The sequence below is a fragment of the Kluyvera sp. genome (assembly GCF_965301105.1).
In genome coordinates, this window is sequence record NZ_CBDKZX010000048.1 from 1 (window position 1) to 19,005 (window position 19,005).

Annotated in this window: 15 protein-coding genes and 1 pseudogene; 10 read left to right on the plus strand and 6 right to left on the minus strand. The window is 54.5% G+C overall.

Going from position 1 to position 19,005, the window contains the following annotated elements; all coding sequences use genetic code 11:
• The first annotated feature begins 355 nt into the window (after window positions 1-355).
• Together ACW14G_RS15455 and ACW14G_RS15460 are read left to right on the plus strand one after the other, a co-directional pair.
• Complete coding sequence (locus ACW14G_RS15455) at window positions 356-1,033, plus strand: oligogalacturonate-specific porin KdgM family protein (protein WP_064540370.1); 678 nt, start codon at window positions 356-358, stop codon at window positions 1,031-1,033.
• 89 nt (window positions 1,034-1,122) lie between these two features.
• Window positions 1,123-2,547: an MFS transporter gene (locus tag ACW14G_RS15460; protein WP_167577198.1), complete on the plus strand. Its 1,425-nt coding sequence runs from the start codon at window positions 1,123-1,125 to the stop codon at window positions 2,545-2,547.
• A 298-nt stretch (window positions 2,548-2,845) separates the two neighbouring features.
• Here ACW14G_RS15460 and ACW14G_RS15465 read toward each other — a convergent pair whose 3' ends face one another.
• On the minus strand, window positions 2,846-3,841 hold the full coding sequence (locus tag ACW14G_RS15465; RefSeq protein ID WP_249022522.1) for a LacI family DNA-binding transcriptional regulator: 996 nt from the start codon (window positions 3,839-3,841) through the stop codon (window positions 2,846-2,848).
• Window positions 3,842-3,938: 97 nt separating this feature from the next.
• Here ACW14G_RS15465 and ACW14G_RS15470 point away from each other — a divergent pair.
• From ACW14G_RS15470 to ACW14G_RS15485, 4 genes and pseudogenes are all read left to right on the plus strand, one after another.
• Window positions 3,939-4,016 (plus strand): annotated as a pseudogene (locus ACW14G_RS15470) (hypothetical protein); the annotation flags it as partial.
• 57 nt (window positions 4,017-4,073) lie between these two features.
• Entirely contained in the window at window positions 4,074-5,315 is a 1,242-nt protein-coding gene (locus ACW14G_RS15475) for an MFS transporter (RefSeq protein ID WP_249022521.1), read from the plus strand.
• A gap of 15 nt (window positions 5,316-5,330) precedes the next feature.
• Window positions 5,331-6,767 (plus strand): glycoside hydrolase family 32 protein, encoded by a 1,437-nt coding sequence (locus ACW14G_RS15480; protein WP_249022520.1) that lies wholly within the window; start codon window positions 5,331-5,333, stop codon window positions 6,765-6,767.
• 17 nt (window positions 6,768-6,784) lie between these two features.
• Window positions 6,785-7,729 (plus strand): aminoimidazole riboside kinase, encoded by a 945-nt coding sequence (locus ACW14G_RS15485; RefSeq protein WP_249023386.1) that lies wholly within the window; start codon window positions 6,785-6,787, stop codon window positions 7,727-7,729.
• Window positions 7,730-7,787: 58 nt separating this feature from the next.
• Here ACW14G_RS15485 and metJ read toward each other — a convergent pair whose 3' ends face one another.
• Window positions 7,788-8,105 (minus strand): met regulon transcriptional regulator MetJ, encoded by a 318-nt coding sequence (gene metJ / locus ACW14G_RS15490; RefSeq protein ID WP_012907792.1) that lies wholly within the window; start codon window positions 8,103-8,105, stop codon window positions 7,788-7,790.
• Between the two features lie 259 nt (window positions 8,106-8,364).
• Here metJ and metB point away from each other — a divergent pair, with 259 nt between their 5' ends.
• Window positions 8,365-9,525 (plus strand): cystathionine gamma-synthase, encoded by a 1,161-nt coding sequence (metB, locus tag ACW14G_RS15495; RefSeq protein WP_163448636.1) that lies wholly within the window; start codon window positions 8,365-8,367, stop codon window positions 9,523-9,525.
• 2 nt (window positions 9,526-9,527) lie between these two features.
• The gene (locus ACW14G_RS15500; protein WP_163448635.1) at window positions 9,528-11,960 is read left to right on the plus strand and encodes a bifunctional aspartate kinase/homoserine dehydrogenase II; all 2,433 of its coding nucleotides are present in this window, start codon (window positions 9,528-9,530) and stop codon (window positions 11,958-11,960) included.
• Here the strand turns inward: ACW14G_RS15500 and ACW14G_RS15505 are convergent, their stop codons facing one another.
• Window positions 11,961-12,341 carry a carboxymuconolactone decarboxylase family protein gene (locus ACW14G_RS15505; protein WP_163448642.1) on the minus strand — a complete coding sequence of 127 codons (381 nt, stop codon included), beginning with the start codon at window positions 12,339-12,341 and terminating at the stop codon, window positions 11,961-11,963.
• 88 nt (window positions 12,342-12,429) lie between these two features.
• Here ACW14G_RS15505 and ACW14G_RS15510 point away from each other — a divergent pair, with 88 nt between their 5' ends.
• Complete coding sequence (locus ACW14G_RS15510; RefSeq protein ID WP_419058458.1) at window positions 12,430-13,359, plus strand: LysR family transcriptional regulator; 930 nt, start codon at window positions 12,430-12,432, stop codon at window positions 13,357-13,359.
• On the opposite strand, the gene malI is transcribed toward ACW14G_RS15510, so the two are convergent.
• From malI to ACW14G_RS15525, 3 genes are all read right to left on the minus strand, one after another.
• On the minus strand, window positions 13,311-14,327 hold the full coding sequence (gene malI, locus ACW14G_RS15515; RefSeq protein WP_065357279.1) for a Mal regulon transcriptional regulator MalI: 1,017 nt from the start codon (window positions 14,325-14,327) through the stop codon (window positions 13,311-13,313). The genes ACW14G_RS15510 and malI overlap by 49 nt on opposite strands.
• An 88-nt stretch (window positions 14,328-14,415) precedes the next feature.
• A complete protein-coding gene (locus ACW14G_RS15520; protein WP_223803554.1) occupies window positions 14,416-15,915 on the minus strand; it encodes a PTS transporter subunit EIIC in 1,500 nt (499 codons plus the stop codon).
• A 182-nt stretch (window positions 15,916-16,097) separates the two neighbouring features.
• Window positions 16,098-17,246, minus strand: a complete 1,149-nt coding sequence (locus ACW14G_RS15525) for a cytoplasmic protein (RefSeq protein ID WP_249023385.1) — start codon at window positions 17,244-17,246, stop codon at window positions 16,098-16,100.
• 133 nt (window positions 17,247-17,379) lie between these two features.
• On the opposite strand from ACW14G_RS15525, the gene ACW14G_RS15530 reads away from it, so the two are divergent.
• Window positions 17,380-18,936 (plus strand): bifunctional metallophosphatase/5'-nucleotidase, encoded by a 1,557-nt coding sequence (locus ACW14G_RS15530; protein ID WP_249022518.1) that lies wholly within the window; start codon window positions 17,380-17,382, stop codon window positions 18,934-18,936.
• Window positions 18,937-19,005 lie beyond the last annotated feature (69 nt).

Consider the following 19,005-nt stretch of genomic DNA (forward strand, 5'->3'; position numbering starts at 1 on the left):
GTCGCTGCCTCTGTAGGTGAAACTCTCATAAATGCTGGGTCCCTTTGATATATCGTAGCCTTTGTGCTTTAATCCTGCTTTGTGCTGCTGCTCGGTTCCGCTCTGATCGGCTGTTCATTAAAGAGGTTTTTAAATGTTTTCTTATTTATCCTGGTAATGGTTTTTATTGGTGATCTGCATCTCATTTACCTTTAGTTTTTTGCCATTTATTAATCTTTGATGGCAGTAATGAAAAGGTGTTTCTATACATTGCAAAATAGAATTTCAGGGTGACAAAAATACTACTAAACATCCTTTTCTTTGTTTAAAAACAGAGTTAATTGGACATCTTGCTGATATTTTAAGAGTGATTGCAATGAAGAAATACGCATTTTTACTGCTCCCTTTGTTATCCTGTGCGGCGCATGCAGGGTACGTGGACTATCGTCATGAGTACTATGATGATGGCCGGAATTACGACCGTGTCTATATGTCGAACCGTTTTGCAACCGGATTTGGTGTCGCGGTAGAAGCGGTGTCACGTTCGGATGACAAAGAGTCCAATCATGCGCTGAACAATATGGAATCTAACAGCGCAGAGTATACGGCTAGCTACCAGTTTGAATGGCAAGGATTTATTTGGCAACCGGGCATTGCCGTTGAGACGGGCGACGATATGGCAATCTATAAGCCTTATATTCGCGTACAGTACAACATCAATGATAACTGGTGGACGGCTTTTCGCTACCGTACTGAGTACGCCCGTCGTAACGGCGATGGGCGCGATGACCGCACCGTCTACCGTCCAGAAGCTTGGCTCGGCTATAACATCGATAACTGGATGTTTGAGCTTAACGGCATTTATAAAGTGGCGGATAGCGAAGATCTCTACAATAACGGCAAAGAGGATTATGAATATAACTTCCGCGTCGCTTATAACATTAACTCCTGGATTCCATTTATTGAAGTTGGCAATGTCTCATCCGGATATAATACCTCCACGACTGACGATCGCCAGACTCGCTACCGTATTGGTTTAGGTTATAACTTCTAATCATTAATATTCTCCAGTTTCGTTTATTGCGGTAAGTATCAGAATATACGTATAGCTTGTGTGAATAATGTGTCTAAGGAATTGACATCATGTCTAATGATGGAACCCGGGTTGGAAGCAATCAAAATATTGCCGTCAGACCTTTCGGATTCAGAGATAAAATCGGTTATTTATGTGGCGACCTGGGAACCTGTTTCATCCTCGGGTTAGTCAATAGTTTCTTAATGATTTATTACACCAACGTCATCGGCGTTTCCGGCGTGATTGTCGGGTCACTCTATTTTGTGACCAAACTTTTTGATGCGTTTGTGGATGTTGGCGTTGGGCGTTTATGTGATACCTCAAAACTGACCGCTCATGGGCGTTTTAACCCTTGGGTACGTCGCATGAAGTATCCGTTCTGCATTATTGCCGTGGTTCTGTTCCTGCCGTTTGTGCATGATTTTTCCTATACGGCAAAAATTATCTATATCTGCTGCTCCTATTTTGTTTACGGTTCTTTGTTATCGACCGTCAGTATTCCTTATGGCGCCATGTCTGCGGCGATTAGTTCTAATCCGGAAGACCGGGTATCGCTGTCAACTTACCGCAGCGTTGGTTCGGCGATTGGCGGCGGGGCCACCGGTTTTTTCATTCCGATCCTGATGTACACCACGCTGGTGGACGGCAGCCAGGTGATTTCCGGGCAACACTTTTTCTGGATTGCCATCGGTTGTGCAGTGCTGGGTTTTATCTTTTTAAGCCTGACCTGTCACTTAACGACGGAACGCGTACGGGTGGAAAGAAAAGAGAGCATGCCCGTTTCTGTACTGCTGAAGGGGCTGGCACGTAATAAGGCGCTGATTGTTTTAGTCGTTGTGGATCTGCTTATTGTGATTAATCAGGGCCTTTCCGGCACCAACATGACTTACCTGTTTAATGACTATTTCCACAATAAAGAGGCGATGTCTATCGCGCTGCTGTTTACCTTTGGTTCGCTGGTTTTGTTAGCGCCATCGGCATCGTGGCTCACCAGACGGTTCGGTAAAAAAGAGGCCAGTGTCGGTGCGCTGCTTTTTGCGGTCGTCATGTATGTGCTGATGTACTTCATCCACATTACGGACGCGAAAATTTATCTGATTTTCCTGTTCCTGGCGACGTTGGGCGCGGGCTTGTTCAACCTGATGATTTGGGCGTTTATGACCGACGTATGCGACTATCACCAGTATGTAACCGGCGATCGCGAAGATGGCACTGTGTATGGTGTGAACTTCTTTGCCCGTAAGATTGGCCAGGCATGCGCCGGGGCGATTGGCGGGTTTATGCTGGCGATTATTGGCTATCAGTCTTCATCGACGGGCGGCGCCGTGCAAACCAGCATCGTGCAGGAAAATATCTACACAATGGCGAACCTTCTGCCAGCTTTATGTTTGTTCCTGGCGGCAGTCATTTTGATTTATTTCTATCCACTTAACCGTAAAGAAACGCTGAAAATGGAAGAGACATTGAACAAATTCAATGGGATAAGTAAGTAATCTGCGTATGTGAAACGAAAGGCGAGGGAGCAATCTCTCGCCTTTCGTTTATCTGAAGTCAGTCAAACAAGATTTTTTGTGATGAGCGTCACAAAAATATTGCACAGCCAGCCGGATAAGCTTATTATTTGTCCATCAAACGACCACAAAATAACTATGGGTAAAGGTGTGACTATGCTGACTGCAATCAAAAACGTTTTTGTTTCCTACCTGATCTCAATGTCTGAGCTGCATCCTGAAGTGACTCGCTTCTAATTCGCTGAAAAAATTCCAAAAAAACCGCCTGACGGCGGTTTTTTTATATCGATTCTCCGGGTAACCACGGGCTGGCGACGCGGACCGTCTTGCGATGTTTGTCGCCATTGATGATATGCAGCGCGCTGAGTCGGCCAATCTCGTAGTGCGGTAACTGCACCGTCGACAGCGACGGCAGGAACAGATCGCCAATGCCTACCATATTGTCGTAACCCAATACCGCAACGTCCTGCGGGATCTTCAACCCTTGCGCCAGCAGCGTCTGGTAAACCATAAACGCGATGCGATCGTTACCGCAAATTACCGAATCAAACTGGGGTTTACCCTGCTTGATATGCGCCAGTACTCTGGACGGCATATCGCGGTAGTGCGCATCGCCGTACTCCATGTAGTAATGCGTCAGCGTATCAGGGTTAATACCCGCTTCGCGGCAGGCGCGCTCCAGCCCCTGTCGGCGGCGTACGGTAGCCAGATGATTTTCCGGCAGATGCAGGCACAGCGGGCGGGTATACCCTGCCGCCAGCAGCCCCTTCACCGCTTCATATTGCCCTTGTTCATCGTCCGGAATAAAGCTGGCGACCGGATCGTTCAGGCTTTCACAGTTTGCCAGCACGCACGGCAGAGTGAGCAGCTTGGCGGGAACGGGCACCTGACGTAGGCCCATGGTGGTGTAAATAATACCGCCGGGACGGTGTGAGAGTAACAGGTCGACAATCGCCTCCGGGCTATCGTCAGAAAACATATTCACCACGAAACTGTTCCAGCCGTGCGCGCGCGCGGTCTCTTCAATCGACAGCGTGATCTCGACCGAGAAGGGCGTGGTGACCGTATCCAATGCCAGTACGCCGATAGTTTTCGGCGTATCGTGCGCGCCACGAATACGTTTAGCGGAGAGATCGGGGACATAGTTCGTTTGGGCAATAGCGGATTGTACGCGAGCCAGCGTTTCCGGCTTGAGCCGCTCCGGGCTGTTCAGGGCGCGGGAAACCGTCATCAGGGAGACGTTCGCCAGCTTCGCTACATCTTTTAAAGATGCCATATTTCAGACTCCACGATTGCAACAGAACCACTAACTTACTGATGTAAAAGGATAGCGCGTTATTCTAGCGTACTCTACTTCCCCGTTATGGCAGGAAATAGTTGATCATGATCTTATTTTTATAATGTTAACGTTAACTTTTGTGATTAACATCGGATATCGCAGCAAAATGACATGAGAATCGCTTTTTGTTAACGTTACCATTATGGCGTTAACCCACGATGAGATTGCTATGATGAAAGAACATCACTCCAGCAGTTACTTGTTACTTAGCGCCTTGCTGTTTTTCTTTTTTGTCACCTGGTCCTCTTCAGGTTCGCTGCTCTCTATCTGGCTGCACCAGGAGGTGGGGCTACAGCCTGGCGATACGGGCATTATTTTCTCCGTTCTGTCGGTTTCCGCGCTGTTTGCGCAGATCTGCTACGGTTTTATTCAGGACAAGTTAGGCCTTCGCAAACACCTACTCTGGTATATCACCGTACTGCTCATTCTCTCCGGCCCGGCATATTTGCTCTTTGGCTACCTTCTGAAAATCAACATCTTGATTGGCAGCCTTTTTGGCGGCCTCTACATTGGGCTGACCTTTAACGGCGGGATCGGTGTGCTGGAGTCTTACACTGAGCGCGTGGCGCGCCAGACGCATTTCGAGTTTGGCAAAGCGCGGATGTGGGGGTCGCTGGGATGGGCCGTCGCCACCTTCTTTGCCGGATTGCTATTTAACATCAACCCGCAGCTTAACTTTGCGGTGGCAAGCTGCTCGGGGCTGGTTTTTTTCTTCCTGCTGGTTCGTCTATCAGTACCGGGTGATACGCAGGCGCTTTCAACAGAGGGCGAGAAGAGCAACATTAAGCTGGAAGATGCCCTGCGTCTGCTGACGCTGCCGCGCTTCTGGGCCCTGGTCTTTTTCGTGGTCGGAACCTGCATTTATGGCGTCTACGATCAGCAATTCCCGGTCTACTTCTCCTCACAGTTCCCGACGCTGCAGGAAGGGAATGCGATGTATGGCTATCTGAACTCGTTCCAGGTCTTCCTTGAAGCGGCAGGGATGTTCTGCGCGCCGTGGCTGGTTAATCGCATTGGCGCGAAAAACGGGCTGATTTTTGCAGGGATGATCATGGCCTTGCGCATGGTGTCTTCCGGGCTGGTTGAGGGGCCGTTGCTGATCTCCATCACCAAGTTGCTGCACGGCGTTGAGCTGCCGGTACTGCTGGTCTCCATCTTCAAATACAACAGCGCCAACTTTGATAAGCGCCTCTCCTCAACGCTGTACCTGGTCGGGTTTGCTTGCACCAGCTCGGTTATCGCCACCGTACTGTCACCGCTTGCGGGCTATAGCTATGAAAAATATGGCTTTGCCGAATCCTACCTGTTTATGGGAGCGCTGGTGTTCTGCACCACCTTTATTTCCATCTTCCTATTACGCGCCAGCAAGCCGGCTTCCGATCCGCTGCTGACACAATCTTCTGCTGTCTGAACAAGAGTGAAGAATATGACATTTTCAATTGCCCATGCTGAACAGGAACTCGAGAAACGCAGCGCCACGCTGAATCCGCGCTGGTATCCGCGCTATCACCTTGCCGCGCGCGCCGGGTGGATGAATGACCCTAACGGACTGGTGTGGTTCGACGGCTGGTACCACGCGTTTTATCAGCATCATCCCTACTCAACCCAGTGGGGGCCAATGCACTGGGGGCATGCGCGGAGTAAAGACCTGGTGCACTGGGAGCATCTGCCGGTGGCGCTGGCGCCGGAAGGCCCTGAGGATAAAGACGGCTGTTTCTCCGGCTCAGCGGTGGTCGACGGCGACACGCTGGCGCTGATCTACACCGGGCATAAGTTTCATGGCGATCCGGGCAGTGACGATAATCTCTACCAGGTGCAGTGCCTGGCGACCAGCCGCGACGGGATTCATTTTGAACGTCAGGGACAGATTATTGATACTCCCGCCGGGTTGCATCACTTCCGTGATCCGAAAGTCTGGCGTGAAGGCGATACCTGGTACCTGATTGTCGGTTCGCGCGTTGGCGATACCGGGCAGGTGCGCCTGTACAGCTCCGCCGATCTGCGTCAGTGGCAAGAAGAGGGCGTGTTGGCCGAAGCGCAGGAAGGCATGGGCTATATGTGGGAGTGTCCGGACTTCTTCACGCTCAACGGGAAGCGGATACTGATGTTTTCACCGCAGGGGCTGGCGGCGGAAGGTTATCGCAACCGCAATCTGTTCCAGAGCGGCTATCTGATTGGCGACTGGCAGCCGGGGCAGCCGTTTTCGACCGATGGCGAATTCATTGAGCTGGACCACGGGCACGATTTTTATGCCCCACAAAGCTTCCTGACGCCGGATGGCCGCCGCATCGTGATCGGCTGGCTGGATATGTGGGAATCGCCGATGCCGGAACAGCAGGATGGCTGGGTGGGGATGCTCTCTCTGCCGCGTGAAATTCGTCTCGGCGCAGATAACCGCCTGCAGATGGTTCCCGCCGAAGAGGTGGCGACGCTGCGCGGCAGTTATTACCCGCTGCTGGCGCAGCAGTTGCACAATCAACGTTCACACATCGTGGATGACGCTGAGGCGATTGAGCTGGAACTGGTGTGGTCGATGAAAAACGCGACGGCGGAAAACTACGGCCTCGCGTTAGGCGATGGCTTGCGGATCGCTGTTGATACTCAGGCGCAGCGGCTGACGCTGGAGCGCCGCTATCCGCAATTCGCGCTGGAAGGGACGCGCAGCATCGCGTTACCGGCGGGCGATCGTCTGTCGTTGCGGATATTTATCGATCGTTCCTCCGTGGAAGTTTTCGTGAATGACGGTGAGGCCTGCTTAAGTAGCCGCATTTATCCGCTGGAAGGGCAACGTGAACTGGCGCTGTTCGCCAGCAACGGGCGAGCCACGCTGCACAGCGGCGGCTATTGGCCCCTGGATAAATAACCGGAGGAAGAAGCATGATGAATATCTGGGCGCTAGGCGATGCAGTGGCCGATCTGCTTCCCATTGGCGACAGGCGCTATGAGGCCTGCCCCGGCGGCGCGCCGGTAAACGTCGCGGCGGGGGCCGCGCGATTAGGTTGCCGCAGCGGTTTTATTGGGCGGGTGGGTGACGATCCTTTCGGCCATCTTTTGCAGCAGACGCTGCGGGAGTATGGCGTCAACACGCAGGCAATGGAGCTGGATGACCAGCACCGCACCAGCACGGTGGTGGTGTCGCTCGGTAAAGGCGGCGAGCGGGATTTCACCTTCCTGGTGAATCCCTCCGCCGATCAGTTCTTGTCGGCGCAGGCGCTCCCTGAGTTTGGCGCGGATATCCTGCACTTTTGCTCGCTGGCGCTGGTGGCGCCGGCCTGCCGCGATACGCTGGCGCAGGCGATTGTGGGTATTAAACAGCAGCATGGTCTGCTGAGTTTTGACGTCAATCTGCGTGAGCAAATGTGGCCCGACCCCGAAAGCATGCTGGAAACCGTGCGCCACTTTGCCCGTCAGGCCGATATCCTGAAGCTCTCGGAAGAGGAGTGGTATTGGTTAACCCAGTCCCAGAGTTTTGCCGAAGCCATTACTGGGCTGGAGGCCTATCCGGCGACGCTCAAAGTGGTGACTTACGGCGCGCAGGGGGCGATGGTTTTGTACCAGGGGAACGTTGTGCACTTCAGCGGTTATGTCGTTGAGAGTGTGGATACGACGGGGGCGGGCGATGCGTTTATGGCGGGCCTGCTCGCCAGCCTTGCACAGCAAGGGATGCCTGACGATATCACGCAGTTACATCGCGCGATGGCGCAAGCCAGCGCCTGTGGCGCACTGGCGACAACGCAGAAAGGGGCGCTTTCGGCGATTCCCGACCGCGATGCGGTGGCGCAGTTTATAGCCGCGCGACCATGGCCGGAGTACGAGGTGAAGTAACGTTCGCTGACAATAAAAAAGCCGGGAAACATTAACGTTTCCCGGCTTCTTCAGCGAATCAATATTCCCACGTCTCCGGGTCAATTCCCAGCTCACGCATAATTTCTTTCGCCGCTTCCGGAATTTCATCGCTGCGCTCTTTCCGCAGGTCTTCATCGTTAGGTAACGGTTGACCGGTAAAAGCATGCAGGAACGCTTCACACAGCAGTTCGCTGTTGGTGGCGTGACGCAGGTTGTTCACCTGACGACGCGTGCGTTCATCGGTGAGGATCTTCAACACCTTCAGAGGAATGGAAACCGTAATTTTTTTTACTTGCTCACTCTTCTTACCGTGCTCAGCGTATGGGCTGATATATTCGCCGCTCCATTCAGCCATGAGATACCTTTAATCCTCTAGTCATTAGTTAACAGGCCGGTTCAGGGCCATGATCGCGCGTAGTGTACCGTAGTGGCCTTGCGCTGACACGCGCTTCGCCTTCGCAGATGTGCGCTAATGCATATAATTTTAACGGCTATTTGCCAATAGCTCAATCTATACGCAAAGAGGTTTAGATGTCTAGATGTATTGACGGCTATGGCAACAATGTTTACTCTGGGGTCTGACTTTTCACAGACCTTGCCAGGAACGAATCCTCATGACCCGTAAACAGGCCACCATCGCAGTGCGTAGCGGATTAAATGACGACGAGCAGTATGGTTGTGTTGTCCCGCCGATTCATCTTTCCAGTACCTATAACTTTACCGGCTTTAACGAACCGCGCGCGCATGACTACTCGCGTCGCGGCAACCCGACGCGTGACGTCGTGCAGCGCGCGCTGGCTGAGCTGGAAGGCGGCGCGGGCGCCGTGATGACCAATACGGGCATGTCGGCGATTCACCTGGTGACCACCGTCTTTCTGAAACCTGGCGATCTGCTGGTGGCGCCGCACGACTGCTACGGCGGCAGCTACCGTCTGTTTGATAGCCTGGCAAAACGCGGCTGCTATCGCGTGCTGTTTGTCGATCAGGGCAATGATGAAGCCTTAAAAGCGGCGCTGGCGGAAAAACCGAAGCTGGTGCTGGTCGAAAGCCCGAGCAACCCGCTGCTGCGCGTGGTCGATATTGCGAAAATCTGCCAGCTGGCACGTGAGGCGGGCGCGGTGAGCGTGGTGGATAACACCTTCTTAAGCCCGGCGCTGCAAAACCCGCTGGCGCTTGGCGCCGATCTGGTGCTGCACTCCTGCACCAAATACCTCAACGGCCACTCCGACGTAGTGGCGGGCGTGGTGATTGCTAAAGATCCGGATACCGTCACAGAACTGGCATGGTGGGCGAATAATATCGGCGTCACCGGCAGCGCGTTCGACAGCTACCTGTTGCTGCGCGGCCTGCGTACGCTCTCTCCGCGTATGGAAGTGGCGCAGCGTAACGCGTATGCGATTGTCGACTTCCTGAAAACCCAACCGCTGGTGAAAAAGCTGTATCATCCTTCTCTGCCGGAAAACCAGGGCCACGAAATTGCCGCCCGCCAGCAGAAAGGGTTTGGCGCGATGCTCAGCTTCGAGCTAAACGGCGACGAGCAAACGCTGCGCCGCTTCCTGAGCGGGCTGTCGTTGTTCACCCTGGCGGAATCGCTGGGCGGGGTAGAGAGCCTGATCTCGCATGCGGCTACCATGACCCATGCGGGCATGGCGCCGGAAGCGCGCGCCGCTGCGGGGATTTCTGAGACGCTATTACGCATCTCAACCGGTATTGAAGATAGCGAAGACTTAATTGCCGATCTGGAAAATGGATTCCGGATCGCAGCACAGGGGTAAATATGAGTGTGATTGCGCAGGCAGGGGCGAAAGAGCGTCAGCTGCATAAATTTGGTGGGAGTAGTCTGGCGGATGTGAAGTGTTACCTGCGTGTTGCCGGCATTATGGCGGAGTACTCTCAGCCAGGCGATATGATGGTGGTTTCCGCCGCCGGTAGCACCACCAACCAGCTGATCAACTGGCTGAAGCTCAGTCAGACCGATCGCCTCTCTGCGCATCAGGTTCAGCAGACGCTGCGCCGCTATCAGTCCGATCTGATTAGCGGCCTGCTGCCCGCCGAGATTGCCGATGGCATGATTGCCGACTTTATTCATGACCTGGAGCGGTTAGCCGGGCTGCTGGATAACGGCGTCAACGACGCGGTGTACGCGGAAGTGGTCGGCCACGGTGAACTGTGGTCGGCGCGCCTGATGGCGGAAGTCCTCAAGCTGCAAGGTCTGGACGCTGCCTGGCTCGATGCCCGCGCGTTCCTGCGTGCCGAACGTAGCGCGCAGCCGCAGGTGGATGAAGGATTGTCATACCCTCTGTTACAACAGCTGATGGCGCAGCATCCGGGTAAACGTCTGGTGGTGACCGGTTTTATCAGCCGTAATAACGCGGGTGAAACCGTACTGTTGGGGCGTAACGGTTCCGACTATTCCGCCACCCAGATTGGCGCGCTGGCGGGTGTTTCCCGCGTTACCATCTGGAGCGACGTGGCAGGCGTGTACAGCGCCGATCCGCGTAAAGTGAAAGATGCTTGTCTGCTGCCGCTGCTGCGTCTGGATGAAGCCAGTGAACTGGCGCGTCTGGCCGCTCCGGTGCTGCACGCGCGTACCTTACAGCCGGTTTCCGGCAGCGATATCGATCTGCAATTGCGCTGTAGCTACACGCCGGATCAAGGGTCCACGCGCATCGAACGCGTGCTGGCTTCCGGTACCGGCGCGCGGATTGTCACCAGTCATGATGATGTCTGTTTAATCGAATTCCGCGTTCCGGCTAGCCAGGACTTTAAGCTGGCGCATAAGGAGATCGACCAGATACTCAAACGCGCGCAGATTCGTCCGCTGGCGGTTGGCGTGCACGCGGATCATCGTCTGCTGCAGTTCTGCTATACCTCGGAAGTGGTCGACAGCGCGCTGAAAATTCTCGATGAAGCGGGTCTGCCGGGCGAGCTACGCCTGCGACAGGGGCTGGCGCTGGTGGCGATGGTTGGTGCGGGCGTCACCCGCAACCCGCTGCACTGCCACCGTTTCTGGCAACAGCTTAAGGGGCAGCCGGTCGAATTTACCTGGCAGTCGGAAGAGGGCATCAGCCTGGTCGCCGTACTGCGTGCTGGCCCGACGGAAAGCCTGATTCAGGGGCTGCACCAGTCGATTTTCCGCGCCGAAAAACGCATTGGCCTGGTGCTGTTCGGCAAAGGGAATATCGGTTCCCGCTGGCTGGAACTGTTTGCCCGTGAGCAGACGACGCTATCGGCGCGAACCGGTTTTGAATTTGTGTTGGCAGGCGTGGTGGATAGCCGCCGCAGCCTGCTGAGCTATGAAGGGCTGGACGCCAGCCGCGCGCTGGCTTTCTTTGACGATGAAGCCGTTGAGCAGGACGAAGAGTCGCTGTTCCTGTGGATGCGCGCCCATCCATACGACGACCTGGTGGTACTGGATGTCACCGCCAGCGAACAGCTGGCCGATCAGTATCTCGATTTTGCCAGCCACGGTTTCCACGTGATCAGCGCCAACAAACTGGCCGGGGCCAGCAGCAGCGATAAATATCGCCAGATTCACGACGCGTTTGAAAAAACCGGCCGTCACTGGCTGTATAACGCCACCGTAGGCGCGGGTCTGCCGGTTAACCATACCGTGCGCGACCTGATTGAAAGCGGCGACAGCATTCTGGCGATCAGCGGTATCTTCTCCGGCACGCTCTCCTGGCTGTTCCTGCAGTTTGATGGCACTGTGCCGTTTACCGACCTTGTCGATCAGGCCTGGCAGCAGGGGCTGACCGAGCCGGACCCGCGTGTCGACCTCTCCGGTAAGGATGTGATGCGTAAGCTGGTGATTCTGGCGCGTGAGGCGGGCTATGACATTGAGCCGGACCAGGTTCGCGTGGAATCGTTGGTGCCGGCGCACTGTGAAGAAGGCTCAATCGACCATTTCTTTGAGAACGGCGATGAGCTGAACGAGCAGATGTTGCAGCGTCTGGAAGCCGCTCAGGAAATGGGGCTGGTGCTGCGTTATGTGGCGCGTTTCGACGCCAACGGCAAAGCGCGCGTCGGCGTCGAAGCGGTGCGTCAGGAACATCCGCTGGCCTCGCTGCTACCGTGTGATAACGTCTTTGCCATTGAAAGCCGCTGGTATCGCGATAATCCGCTGGTGATTCGTGGGCCGGGTGCCGGTCGCGACGTGACCGCCGGGGCCATTCAGTCGGATATTAATCGTCTGGCGCAGTTGCTGTAACTAGCGTTTGCCGTTCGCCGCAAAAACCTCTTTTGCGGCGAACAGGCCGTTGAGCGCCGCCGGAAATCCCGCATAAACCGCCATCTGCATAATCACTTCAATAATTTCTTCCTGCGTTAAGCCAACGTGCAGCGCAGCGGCGATATGCACTTTGAGCTGCGGCGCGGCGTTACCCATGGCGGTCAGCGCGGCGACGGTGGCGATTTCCCGGCTGCGCAGGTCCAGCCCCGGGCGCGCATAAATATCGCCAAACGGGAACTCAAGCAGATAGCGGGCGAAGTCCGGTGCGATATCCTTCAGGCTATTCACGACGGCCTCTCCCCCTTTCCCATCAACCTGTTGCAGCATTTTCTGACCGGTTATATAGCGTTCTGAATCCATCATCATCACCTCGTTTGTTAGCGTATGGCGAGAGGATAGAGCGCGCAGAATCATTTGGATAATACCGATTCCGTGATACCTTTTCGGTATGACTACATCCCCTTTGCACGCGCTGGATATCCGGCTGCTGCGCTACTTTGCCGTGGTGGCGGAAGAGAACAATATGCGTCGTGCGGCGGAAAGGCTGTATATGTCGCAGCCGCCGCTGAGCCGTCACATTCGCCAGCTTGAAGAACGGCTGGGGGTAACGCTTTTTGTCCGGCATACTAAAGGGCTGACGTTAACGGCTGAAGGGCGACAGGTGCTGGCGATTATTCGCCCTCTGTTGGCGCAGCAGGATGAAACCTATGATGCCCTGAGCCGGCTCGCTCAGGCTGGCGCGTCATCGCTACGCATTGGATTGACCACCGCATTTGAGCAGGGCGTTTTTGCCACGCTGGAAACCGTGCTGGCGGCCCAGGTGGAGACACTGCACGTTGTGCGGCACGGTTCACCAGAGCTGGTGCGTCAGGTGCGCCGCGGAAAACTGGATGCTGCGTTGGTGGCGCTGCCGCTGGAAACCCCAGGGTTAAGCCTGATGCCTCTTAGCCGACAGGAGCCGTTGATTGCGGCGTTGCCGGAACAATGGCCCGAGTCGAAGCAGAATAGGCTGATGCTCAGCGCGCTGAACGGCCGACCGTTATTCTGGTTCAAGCGCGAACGTAACCCCGCCTTCTTTGACTTTACTCGCGACATTTTCCGCCGGGCGGGTTACCTGCCCGCCTGTATTGAAGAGCCGCTGGAACATGACGTGCTGCTGGCGCGTATTGCCCGCGGAGAAGGGCTGAGTTTGTTTCCCGAATCTTTTGCTGCGATTCAGCGCCAGGGCGTGGTTTTCCGCCCCATTGATGAAGCCGCCCTGTACGTCCAGTGCGGGCTCGTGATGTCGCCGGAAAACGCGGCGAGGCTGGATTGGCTGGTGAACGTGGTTCAGGCAGACTCGCGCGGCACCAGTTGGCCCGACAACGTAATCGCCTGATTTTGTAATGTTGGCTCGCGCAATTTACGGATCATCAGCGTCGCGGCCTGACGCCCGGTCTCTTCGCTGGCTGAGGAGACGTAGGTAAATGACGGCGAGGTCAGGTTGATGTGCAACATGTCTTCAAAGCCGATCAGAGCCACCTGCTGGGTTAAAAAGACATCTTTCCCCACGGTGCGCCCCACCTTATGAATTCCATCGATACAGCCGATCATTGCGTCCGGTGAATGACACAACAGGGCGGTAATGGCGTTATTGTTTTCCAGCAGCTGACGCGTCGCGACGCTGGCGGCGTACGTATCATCGCCGCAGGCGGGGCTGAATTCGTCGCGAGTCGCAATGCCGAGGCGGGTGAGGGTGCTGCGAAAACCGACCAGCCGCTGCTGGCGAATCAGATCGTGTTCCTGGCCGCCGAGGTAGGCGATGTAGCGGTGGCCGCGCTCCAGCAGATAGCGAGTTGCCAGGCTGGCCGCCTGTTGGTTATCACGCATCACCAGGTTGCACTTTTCTTTGATGGGAGACTGTGAGACGACGACCAGCGGTAATGGGCATTGGCGAATTTGTGCGGGCAGCGTATCGCGACGCACATCCGATGCCAGATAGATAACGCCAGCGACGCCCTGCTGTTTAAACGACAGGAGGCAGCGTTCAAGATGTTCGTGCTCGTTAAGCGGCTGGCCGAGGAACACCATGTAACCCTGAGCTTCCAGCTCCTGGACAATGCTGGCCATCACTTTGATGGAGAAGCTGTCGCTAAAGTCGCGCAGAATCAGGCCGATCAAATTGGAGGTATTGGCCCGGAGGTTGGCGGCCGCCACGTTGTGGACGTAGCCCAGCTCGTGGATAGCAGCCTGCACTTTTTCGATGGTCGCATCGGAGATTTTTCCTTTCTGGCGTAGCACCAGCGACACGGTAGAAACCGAGACGCCCGCGCGCTTCGCGACATCAATTATGCTGACCTTCTTCAAAAGTGCTCCCTGGACCATCGTGAATATCCGCAGAAAACAAGGAGGTGCCCATCAGGGATGGGACCTCCAACCGGCGACAATCTTATGATTATTTGCCAATCATCGTCGACATGGTTTGCGCGATAAATTGCGCTCTGGCGCCAAAAATCACCTGAATACCGTTATCACCGACGAAAACGACGCCGCGCGCACCGATATTGTTCAGACCATCTTTATCCACTGAGTCTTTATCCGACACTTCCAGGCGTAGACGGGTAATGCACGAGCCCACGGAGGCGATATTCTGCTCGCCGCCCAGCAGGCTGATAATTTCCGTTGCCAGATCTTCATCGGTTTTATCGTTAGCGCTCACCGTGGTTTCGGTACGGCCCGGCGTTTTGACGTCAAAACGGCGAATCACGAAACGGAAGGTGAAGTAGTAAATCAGCCCCATCGGCACGCCGACGATAATCGCGTTCAGGAAGTTCGTCTGATAGCCGTTAAACGACGGCAGAATGCCAAACGAGATATAGTCGATAAGCCCGGCGGAGAACGATTTGGCAATGTGCGCGTGCAGCAGGTACATCACCATGTAGGAGAGGCCCGCCATAATGGCGTTGAAGACGTAAAGAATGGGCGCCACGAAGATAAAGGTGAACTCAACCGGCTCGGTGATCCCGGTGAGGAAACAGGTTAGCGCGGCGGAGAACAGAATCCCGGCGGCGATTTTTTTATTTTTCGTGTGCGCTTCGTGGTACATCGCCAGGCACGCCGCAGGCAGCGCGAACAGCATCAGCGGGAACTCGCCCTGCATAAACTTACCGGCGTTCTGGTAAGTATCGCTGCTGAAGGATTTCACACCTTCTTCCAGCATTTTGAACCAGATGGTTTGGTCGCCGTGAATCACCTGGCCTGCGTGGGTGGTGTAATCGCCGAAGGAGTACCAGAATGACGGATACCAGATGTGGTGCAGGCCCAGCGGAATCAGCGCGCGCTCAACCAGCCCGAAGATAAAGGTCGATACCGCCTGGTTATCGCCGTTGATCACTACCGACAGCGCGTCGATGCCTGCCTGAATGTGCTGCCAGATATACGGCAGAAGCAGACCGAGAATAAACGACAGCAAGGCGGTTGCAATGGCGACAAAGCGTTTGCCGGAGAAGAATCCAAGGAACTCCGGCAGCTGCATTTTGTGGAAGCGGTTATAGCACCACGCGGCGAGGATACCGCAAATCAGGCCGCCAAAGACGCCCATTTGCAGAGTCGGAATGCCGACCACCATCGCATATTTCCCACCTTGTCCCGCCATTTCCGGCGTGATACCGAGCACGGTACTGATGGTAATGTTGGTCACAAAGACGGAGACCGCGGCAGACAGCGCCGCGATGCCGGATTCGGACGCCAGACCGACGGCGGAGCCGATAGCAAACAGCATCGGCAGGTTGTCGAAAATAATGCCGCCTGCGTTCATCATCAACGGCAGGTGGAATTTATCCCCGAACGCCAGCAACAGACCGGCCGCAGGCAGTAGCGAGATGGGCAGCATCAGCGCGCGGCCTATCATCGACAGTTTAGAAAGCGATTTAACGACACTCGATATCAGACTCATACTGATTTCCCCCGGATAGACGCCTCTTCGTGCGTGCTTTTAATAACCCTGTTTATGTTGGGTATAACGTTATAGTAGAACGTTCTACTTATCGTGAAACAAGCCATTAACGTCTGCAATAGAATTTTTGTCAGGGCCGCAGAAGAGTGAGAGAACTGAGAAGTAGTTCTCACTTTAATGTATTAGAGGGTGGGGATTCGTGTGGGCATATATTCATCGTTTTGGGCATTGTACTGGCATGCCAGGGTGGTCACGAGACGCATAATATGCGCGGCAGAGTAGCGGGAGCTTTGCTGAAACTCATCCTGCACGGCGAGCCAGCGGAAGAAACGTCGACTGGCTGTGAGGGTTATCTTGCTACCATTGTCCTGGCGGTGGTCGGTTAATGGGCAGACCATTTTTTGATTACGGCCCTGCGCCCATAACTGCCACTGATTTTTCCACCATCCTTGATTCGTTTTGCCCAACAGTCGCCAGGCATCCGTATTGTCTTCATCGATGGTCTTCTCTTCAATAAACCAGAGTGAAGCCCGGCGCTGACGAAATAACTCCGCCCATGCGGTGATGATCGCCCCGCGAAGAAAGCATTCGTGGGCCACAATATGTGTACCCACCTCAGGGAAGCGGTTCTTGAGTACGCGAAAATGGCCATGGGCAGCTATGACAGGTCGTAGAATCATCCCGTTCGCATTGCGCTTCAGCGCCGCTGCCCCGTACTGGATTTCGTCAAATTGACTGCGCTGAAGGAACTGCCGTTCTTTCAGTGCAACGCTTTGAATAATATCGTGATGATGGGTCGGTGTGGGGCGAATGCCTTTCCAGCGGTAGCGCAACGTATTTCCTGCCGGATATGGCGTGTAATTGCTCGATACATGGAGGATATTGCCGCGAACAGCATCGAAACTAAAAAGCAGGTAGAGCTTCTGCGCGGCAAGTTCGCCCTGAAAGTCCATAATAAACGGCACGCTGCAAATCGCGTCTGGTGATAAGGCATTTGTCAGCGGCTGTCGCTTTGGCGTCCACACTTTTTTGCAGCGTTGACACTGCAATCGTTGCCTTCCTCCCGGATTATGCCCGTAACGGATCACCTCCGCCTGGTAGCAAGCAGGGCAAAAATGGCCGTATTCACGCGCATAGCCGGTGAAACAGGTGGCTGCCCAGCGTTGAAATTCCTGATCATTAAAAAGTGGCGGGTAGCTTCCGCATGCCTGGCAGTGCAGGGCGGGATAGCCCAATCGATAATCCGGCCACTGATAATCTGGCGATGTGGCTAACCCTAAATTAGGGCAACCATACGTTTTGCAGGTATTAATCGTGAAGAGAGAATCCATCGTGCTACCAACGATTTCGACAGGTCGTTGATTTTGTTCTACGACTTTCACCCACCGCTGTGATTGTTCTCACATAAAAAAACCTTTCAGAACGTAACGTAGCGATTCCTCATATGACTGAAAGGGATTGATTATGAAGTTAAAAACGATTGCCGCCGGCATACTGCTGACTCTGCCATTCTGGGCGTGCGCCAAAGACGTCACCATTATCTATACCAACGATCTGCATGCCCATGTGGAACCTTATAAGGTGCCATGGATTGCCGATGGAAAGCGCGATATTGGCGGCTGGGCGAATATCACCACGCTGGTGAAGCAGGAAAAAGCCAAAAATAAGGCCACGTGGTTTTTTGATGCTGGCGACTATTTTACCGGGCCGTACATCAGCAGTTTGACCAAGGGTAAGGCGATTATCGACATCATGAACACGATGTCGTTTGATGCCGTCACGATGGGTAACCATGAATTTGACCACGGTTGGGACAACACGCTGCTGCAGCTGAGTCAGGCAAAATTCCCGATTGTGCAGGGCAATATTTTCTATCAGAACAGCAGCAAAATGTTCTGGGATAAGCCGTACACCATTATTGAAAAAGATGGGGTGAAGATTGGCGTGATTGGCCTGCACGGCGTGTTTGCTTTTGATGACACCGTTTCTGCCTCGACGCGCGTTGGGATTGAAGCGCGTGATGAGGTGAAGTGGCTACAACGCTATATTGATGAGCTAAAAGGTAAGGTCGATCTGACGGTGGCGCTGATTCATGAAGGAACTCCGGCGCGCCAGTCCAGCCAGGGAAGCACCGACGTTCGTCGCGCGTTGGATAAAGACATTCAGACCGCCAGCCAGGTGAAAGGGCTGGATATCCTAATCACTGGCCACGCCCACGTCGGCACGCCGGAGCCGATTAAAGTGGGTAAGACGCTGATTTTGTCCACCGATAGCGGCGGTATTGACGTGGGGAAACTGGTGCTGGATTACAAAGAGAAGCCGCATGACTTTACGGTGAAGAATTTTGAGCTGAAAACCATTTTTGCCGATGAGTGGAAGCCTGATCCACAAACGCAGCAGGTGATTGATGGCTGGAATAAAAAGCTCGATAAAGTGGTGCAGCAAACGGTAACCCGCGCGCCGGTGGAACTGACCCGCGCTTATGGCGAGTCTTCCTCTCTGGGCAACCTGGCGGCGGATGCACTGCTGGCGGCGGCGGGAAAAGAGACCCAGTTAGCCCTGACCAACTCTGGCGGCATTCGTAATGAAATTCCGGCGGGAGAGGTCACGATGGGCGGCATTATCAGTACCTTCCCGTTCCCTAACGAACTGGTGACGATGGATTTGACCGGTAAACAGCTTCGTAGTTTGATGGAGCATGGCGCAGGCTTGAGTAATGGTGTATTGCAGGTTTCTAAAGGGCTGGAGATGCAGTATGACAGCAGTAAGCCCGTCGGCCAGCGCGTGACGGCGTTCACCCTGAATGGCAAACCGATTGATGATGCGACGGTTTATCACATCGCGACCAATAGCTTCCTGGCTGATGGCGGCGATGGTTTTGCCGCCTTTACTGAAGGCAAGGCGCGTAATACGTCAGGGGGATACTATGTCTCCAATGCGGTAGTGGATTACTTTAAATCCGGCGGTCAGCTTTCCGATGAGCTGTTAAACGGGATGCGAGTGAAGGATGTGAAGCACTAAGCGGACCCACTGCGGCGGGTTGCCCGCCGCAGTGCCAGATGAATATTTTTCATCTTCGCTGAAGATTAC